Annotated in this window: 7 protein-coding genes and 1 pseudogene; 6 read left to right on the top strand and 2 right to left on the bottom strand. The window is 68.4% G+C overall.

The window, feature by feature from the left end; all coding sequences use genetic code 11:
* Positions 1 to 216, bottom strand: a pseudogene (locus BGN97_RS09665) (ATP-dependent DNA ligase); the annotation flags it as partial.
* 110 nt (positions 217 to 326) lie between these two features.
* Between BGN97_RS09665 and BGN97_RS09670 the strand changes: the two are divergent.
* Entirely contained in the window at positions 327 to 833 is a 507-nt protein-coding gene (locus BGN97_RS09670; RefSeq protein WP_292700602.1) for a hypothetical protein, read from the top strand.
* 33 nt (positions 834 to 866) lie between these two features.
* Here the strand turns inward: BGN97_RS09670 and BGN97_RS09675 are convergent, their stop codons facing one another.
* Entirely contained in the window at positions 867 to 1,526 is a 660-nt protein-coding gene (locus BGN97_RS09675) for a TetR/AcrR family transcriptional regulator (RefSeq protein ID WP_292700605.1), read from the bottom strand.
* Positions 1,527 to 1,656: 130 nt separating this feature from the next.
* Here BGN97_RS09675 and sucC point away from each other — a divergent pair, with 130 nt between their 5' ends.
* The 5 genes from sucC (at position 1,657) to BGN97_RS09700 (ending at position 5,983) form a co-directional block, all read left to right on the top strand.
* Positions 1,657 to 2,823 (top strand): ADP-forming succinate--CoA ligase subunit beta, encoded by a 1,167-nt coding sequence (gene sucC, locus BGN97_RS09680; RefSeq protein ID WP_292700608.1) that lies wholly within the window; start codon positions 1,657 to 1,659, stop codon positions 2,821 to 2,823.
* Between the two features lie 21 nt (positions 2,824 to 2,844).
* Positions 2,845 to 3,747, top strand: coding sequence for a succinate--CoA ligase subunit alpha (gene sucD / locus BGN97_RS09685; protein WP_292700610.1), 903 nt, complete (start codon positions 2,845 to 2,847; stop codon positions 3,745 to 3,747).
* 138 nt (positions 3,748 to 3,885) lie between these two features.
* Entirely contained in the window at positions 3,886 to 4,641 is a 756-nt protein-coding gene (locus BGN97_RS09690; protein WP_292700614.1) for an MBL fold metallo-hydrolase, read from the top strand.
* A 47-nt stretch (positions 4,642 to 4,688) separates the two neighbouring features.
* Positions 4,689 to 5,294: a hypothetical protein gene (locus BGN97_RS09695; RefSeq protein WP_292700617.1), complete on the top strand. Its 606-nt coding sequence runs from the start codon at positions 4,689 to 4,691 to the stop codon at positions 5,292 to 5,294.
* A gap of 137 nt (positions 5,295 to 5,431) precedes the next feature.
* Entirely contained in the window at positions 5,432 to 5,983 is a 552-nt protein-coding gene (locus BGN97_RS09700; protein WP_292700620.1) for a copper chaperone PCu(A)C, read from the top strand.
* Positions 5,984 to 6,062: the final 79 nt, after the last annotated feature.

A 6,062-nucleotide genomic window follows, 5' to 3' on the forward strand; every position in this document is an offset into this window, starting at 1 on the left:
CGGACCGGGCAGGATCCGCGGCAGCTGCTCGACGAGCTCGGGGAAGTACCGGGTGAGCGGCTTGGCGCCGCGCGAGCCGATCTCGAGCGTCTCGCCGTCCCAGGCGACCAGCCCGCGGAATCCGTCCCACTTCGGCTCGTACAGCATCGGCTTCTTCGCGTCATCGGGCACGGCCGCGGCCGCCTTCGCGAGCATGGGCGCGGGGATCTCGTACATGCACCCCATCCTGCCCCGCGCCAGGACTCCCGTCGAGAGCGCCGGATGCCGCCGAGCGCACGGTACATCCGCGGCGATCGCGCTGCTCGCCGGATGAGAGAATCGAGGTGATGAACGAAGTACAGGGTCCGACCCCCGCAGGAACCTCCCGCCCCTACCGATCCCTCGCCGAAGCGCTTCGCGCGCACCGGATCCCCGTCGAGAACCACGAGTTCATCGGCGCCGTCACGGATGCTGTCGGCATCCTCAGCTACATCGATCGAGGCCGCTACATCGAGGCGCTGCGCCGCGACGGCGCCGCGCTGCACATCGGACGCACCTACATCAACGGCTTCACCGAGGACGAGCAGATCACCGTCGCAGGGCGCGTGCTGCCTCTGCTGCCCAGCGAGGGCCGCGCGCCGTACTTCTACGTGAACCAGCCCAGCGGACTGCCCTCGCTCACCGTCGCGGCCAAGCGACCAGCCGGAACCCGCACCTCCGCACCGCGCGCCGCGAAGCCGGCATCCGCTCCCCGCACGCCTAAGGCGACCCCGGTGGAGGAGCGCGACTACGGCGTGTGCGGCACCTGCTTCATGGTGCGCAACGCCGCAGGCAAGTGCGGCTGCGACGAGTGACGCCCTCCGCCTCCTGACCGGGAGCAGCCGGGCTCAGGAGAGCTCGGCCTGCACGCGGCGCGAGATCTCGGCGATAGGCATCGACCGCGGGAACACCGCGACCACCACGTCGTCGGGTGCGGCATCCGATCCGCCCGGCAGCACGCCGTAGCGGCGGCGCACATCGTCGAGGGCGGTGCGCAGCGTGGAGAGCGGCACCTTCCGTCCGCGCAGCAGCTGGCGCAGCACGTGATTGTGCACGGCGGTGACCAGCGCCGAGAAGCCGACCGCGTCGATCGGGGCGAGACCGGGCAGTGCGTCGCGGAGGTACTCGTCGAACAGGCGCTCGTACCGGAACACCGTCACGATCTCACGATCGCGCAGCACCGGCACCTGCCGCACGATCTCGTAGCGGCGGCGGGCGAGCTCGGGGTCGCGCGCGAAGTGGTCGAAGACGCGCTCGGATGCCTCGCAGACGGCCGCCCACGGATCCTCATGCGGCTGCTCGAAGAACGTGCGCAGATCGTCGAGCATCTGCTCGTGATCGGTGAAGACCACGTCCTCCTTGCCGCCGAACTGGCGGAAGAAGGTGGAGCGCGAGACGCCGGCGGCCTTGGCGATCTGCTCGACCGAGGTCGCCTCGAATCCCTGGGCGGCGAAGAGGTCGAGCGCGGCGGCGACCACACCGGTGTGGAGCTGAGCGGGATTCTGCATAGTGGAAGCCTAGTCTCGGCCGTTCTGGTGATGTCGTCGGCGGTAGTAGGCTTTTGGATCGGGTCGAATGACATCGACACCCGACAGAACTGTCGCGTCCCACCCGCCGCAACCAGCGAAGGACTGCACTGTGGATCTCTACGAGTACCAGGCACGAGACCTTTTCGAGAAGTACGATGTGCCGGTCCTCGCCGGCATCGTCGCCGACACCCCTGAGGAGGTGAAGGCAGCAGCCGAGAAGCTCGGCGGCGTGGTCGTCGTCAAGGCTCAGGTCAAGACCGGTGGTCGTGGCAAGGCGGGCGGCGTCAAGGTCGCCAAGAACCCCGACGAGGCGTACGAGGCCGCCAAGGCGATCCTCGGTCTCGACATCAAGGGCCACATCGTCAAGCGCGTCATGGTCGCCGCCGGCGCCCGCATCGCCGAGGAGTTCTACTTCTCCGTGCTGCTGGATCGCGCCAACCGCTCCTACCTGTCGCTGTGCAGCGTCGAGGGCGGCATGGAGATCGAGCAGCTCGCCGTCGAGAAGCCCGAGGCTCTGGCCCGCGTCGAGGTCGACCCGCTGGTCGGCATCAACAAGACCAAGGCGATCGAGATCGCCAAGGCCGCGAACTTCCCCGACGAGCTCGTCTCGAAGGTCGCCGACGTGTTCGTCAAGCTCTACGACGTGTACAAGGGCGAGGGTGCCACGCTCGTCGAGGTGAACCCGCTGGTCCGCACCGAGGACGGCGAGATCATCGCCCTCGACGGCAAGGTCTCGCTCGACGAGAACGCCTCCGAGGTCCGCCACCCCGAGCACGAGGCGCTCGAGGACAAGGCCGCAGCCGACCCGCTCGAGGCCAAGGCCAAGGCATCCGGCCTGAACTACGTCAAGCTCGACGGTCAGGTCGGCATCATCGGCAACGGCGCGGGCCTGGTCATGTCCACGCTCGACGTGGTCGCCTACGCCGGCGAGAAGCACGGCGGCGTCAAGCCCGCCAACTTCCTCGACATCGGCGGCGGCGCGAACGCGCAGGTCATGGCCAACGGCTTGGACGTCATCCTCGGCGACCCGCAGGTCAAGAGCGTGTTCGTCAACGTCTTCGGCGGCATCACCTCCTGCGTGGCCGTGGCCGAGGGCATCGTGAAGGCCCTCGAGATCCTGGGCGACTCCGCCACCAAGCCGCTGGTCGTGCGCCTGGACGGCAACCAGGTCGAGGAGGGGCGTGCGATCCTCGCCGCCGCGAACCACCCGCTGGTCACTTCGGCGTCGGGCATGGACGAGGGCGCCGACAAGGCCGCCGAGCTGGCGAACGCCTGAGATTGTAAGGACGAGAGAAACATGTCGATCTACCTCAACAAGGACTCCAAGGTCATCGTCCAGGGCATCACGGGCGGCGAGGGCACCAAGCACACCGCCCTCATGCTCAAGGCCGGCACCAACATCGTCGGCGGCGTGAACGCCCGCAAGGCCGGCACCACGGTCACGCACGACAAGCCCGGCTCGGGCGAGGTCGAGCTGCCCGTCTTCGGCTCCGTCGCCGAGGCGATCCAGAAGACCGGCGCCGACGTGTCGGTCGCCTTCGTGCCGCCGGCATTCGCCAAGGACGCGATGATCGAGGCCATCGACGCCGAGATCCCGCTGCTCGTGGTCATCACCGAGGGCATCCCCGTCGGCGACTCGGCCGAGGCCTGGGCCTACGCCAAGTCCAAGGGCAACAAGACCCGCATCATCGGCCCGAACTGCCCCGGCATCATCACCCCCGGTGAGGCGCTGGCCGGCATCACGCCCGCCAACATCACCGGCACGGGACCGATCGGCCTGGTCTCGAAGTCGGGCACGCTGACCTACCAGATGATGTTCGAGCTGAAGGACATCGGATTCTCGACCGCCATCGGCATCGGCGGCGACCCGATCATCGGCACCACGCACATCGATGCGCTCGCCGCGTTCGAGGCCGACCCGGCCACCAAGGCGATCGTCATGATCGGCGAGATCGGCGGTGACGCCGAGGAGCGCGCGGCCGAGTTCATCAAGGCGCACGTCACCAAGCCGGTCGTCGGCTACGTGGCCGGCTTCACCGCTCCCGAGGGCAAGACCATGGGCCACGCCGGCGCCATCGTGTCGGGCTCCGCTGGCACCGCGGCCGCCAAGAAGGAGGCACTCGAGGCCGCCGGCGTCAAGGTCGGCAAGACGCCGTCCGAGGCCGCTGCCCTGATGCGCGGCATCATCGAAGGTCTCTGACCTGTAAGCTGTATGACGAAGGCCCCGGGCTCCACCCCGGGGCCTTCGTCATGTCCGGGCATCCTGCAGAAAGACGAGCCTCCCCGGAAGGGCACGGTTCCCGGCCCCGCGAGGGTGCAACCGGGGCAGGATGGAGGTATGACCACGCCGATGACCTTCACCCTGGTGGGCGGCCCGACGGCCGTGATCGAGTACGCAGGGCTCCGGATGCTGACCGATCCGACGTTCGATCCTCCGGGCGTCTACGAGGGCGGCATCCCGCTGCACAAGCTCGTGGGACCGGCCCTGAGTCCTGACGAGGTCGGCGGCATCAACGTCGTGCTGCTGTCGCACGACCAGCATCCGGACAATCTCGACCATGCCGGGCGCGACTTCCTGTCCCGGGCGAGCGCGGTGCTCTCCACGCCTGAGGCGGCAGCGAGGATTCCGGGGGTGATCGGGCTGGCGGCGTGGGAGGCCCATTCCGTCGGCGACGTCGAGATCGTCGCCGTCCCGGCCCTGCACGGTCCCGAGGGCGCGGAGGCCCTCTCCGGGCCGGTCACCGGCTTCCTGCTGCGGGCGCCGGAGCAGCCGACCGTCTACGTCTCCGGGGACAACGCGTCAGTGGCGGTCGTCGCCGAGATCGTGGCGCAGGTCGACGTCATCGACATTGCTGTGCTGTTCACCGGCGCGGCGAATGTCGGTCGCTTCGGCGACAGCGATCTCACGCTGAACGCGCGCACCGCGGTCGCCGCGGCTCGGGCGCTGGGTGACGCCGTCATCGTTCCCGCCCACGCCGAGGGATGGCATCACTTCAGCGAGACACGCGAGAGGCTCGTGCGGGAGTTCGAGTACTCCGGGCTCGCCCACCGGCTGCGGGTGCCGCAGCACGGCGTGCCGCTGCAGCTCTTGTAGCCTGCCGGATGGCATCATCCGCCACGTGATGATGAGAAGATGGAAGCATGCGCCCGACACGACTCCCGCATCTGCTGCGCGGGGTCTCGTCGGCGCTGATCGCGACATTCATCGCGCTGCTGTCGCACGTGGCGGCCGGCGGCACGATGCCCGGCTGGATCGGCGTCGTGGTACCGTTGCTTCTGTCGATCATGGTCAGCGTGCTCCTGGCAGGCCGACGACTGTCTCTGCCCCGCCTTGCACTTGCAGTCGTGATCAGCCAGCTCCTCTTCCACACGCTCTTCGTGCTCGGATCGATCACGCCGGTCGGGGCGAAGGGGCATGTGCACGGCCTGCCGCTCCTCTTACCGGAGGGGCAATCTGTCGAGACCGTGCTGCCCGACACCGGAATGTGGCTGGGACATGTGATCGCGGCCGCAGCGACGACAGCGCTGCTGTATCGCGGCGAGCTGCTGCTTGCTGAACTGTGGCGGCTTTCCGCGCGGATCGTTGCGTGGACGCGCTCCGTGCTGCGCGGCGTGCCGACGCTCCTTCTCAACCCGGCACCGCGACGATCCAGCATCCGCGTGCCCGTCGACGTCCGCGTGGGCTCCGACACTCGAGTCCTCCGCCCTATCGTCCGTCGAGGTCCCCCTCTGCTCGCGAGTCTGTGAATCGCCTGCTCCTGTCTTGGCAGCAGGCATGCGCCCGCACAACCGGCGGGTGCGTCGCGCGCGCCGCCGCAGAGCGGGCGTGCGCTGTCGCGCGTATCCGCGCGACACTGACACGAACTCGAAAGGCAGTACTTCTCATGACCATCAAGACCCAGCGCGGCACCATCGCCGCATCCATCGCAGCGCTGCTCCTCCTCGCCGGATGCGCGTCAGAGCCCGCGACGCCCTCGGCAGCTCCGACGCAACAGGCCGGTGACGTCGTCACCATCACGGATGCCTGGGTGAAGGCCGCCCCTGAAGGGATGACGGCTGGATTCGGCGTGCTCGAGAACCCGACCGGCGAGGACGTCACCGTCGTCTCCGTGCAAACCCCCGCGGCGAAGGCAGGAGAACTGCACGAGACCGTCGCCGATGACTCCGGAGCCAAGGTCATGCGGCAGATCGACGGGGGATTCACCATCCCGGCCGACGGTGCGTTCAAGCTCGAACCCGGCGGAAACCACCTGATGCTCATGGACCTCACCGCGCCGCTGAAGGCAGGGCAGAAGGTCACGTTCACCCTCACGTTCTCTGACAAGTCCACGATGTCCTTCACCGCGCCCGTGAAGGACTACTCGGGTGCGAATGAGAACTATTCGGGTGGTGAGCACATGGACATGGGCGATGGCGGCATGGACGAGGGCAAGTGAAGCCCGTGGGGATCGCAGCAGCACAATCGGGGCCGGGCGTCGCGACCAGGCGTCAGCTGCTCTTCGGAGGCGTCGCGGC

Origin of the sequence: Microbacterium sp. 69-10 (genome assembly GCF_001897945.1) — a bacterium.
GTDB lineage: Bacteria > Actinomycetota > Actinomycetes > Actinomycetales > Microbacteriaceae > Microbacterium.